We start from the raw sequence: 544 nt of genomic DNA, 5'->3' as shown, positions 1-544 counted from the left end.
TCAAAGCCGTCTACGCGCTCTTCGATGTATTCTTGATCGTACCAACCATTTTTGATGATTTGCTGCATCACGCCATTGAGCAACATAACATCCGTACCCGGACGATGCGCTAAGTACAGCTCTGCATGTTCAGCCATGTCCACTCGTTTCGGGTCTGCCACAATCAAGCGCGCCCCGTGATGACGAATCGCCTGTTTGATGTGCGAAGCGATGATCGGGTGCGCAGATGTGGTGTCAGAACCGATAATAAAGATCACATCGGAATGCTTAATGCTCGGAATGTCGTTGGTCATCGCACCACTCCCCAACGATGCTTCAAGCCCTGTCACACTTGATGCATGACACAAACGTGCGCAGTGATCAACGTTGTTAGTACCAAGTTCACGACGGATGAATTTTTGAAACGCGTAGTTATCTTCGTTAGTGGTTTTCGCTGAAGAGAATCCGGCCAGTGCGTTGTTACCAAAATCTTGCTTGATGGTCGAAAGCTTCGAAGCCACTAGCTGAATCGCTTCGTCCCAACTTGCTGGCTGCAACCAACCAT

The 544-nt window shown here is 49.3% G+C and carries 1 protein-coding gene; it reads right to left on the bottom strand.

The genetic code is table 11. The features are described from left to right. The coding region (locus R7044_RS27490) for a molybdopterin-dependent oxidoreductase (RefSeq protein WP_225456262.1) at nt 1-544 on the bottom strand (544 nt) is incomplete at both ends.

The sequence above is a fragment of the Vibrio sp. 1402 genome (genome assembly GCF_033340275.1).
Note: the sequence above shows the minus strand (reverse complement) of the source record. Positions and strands in the feature narration are given on the sequence as shown.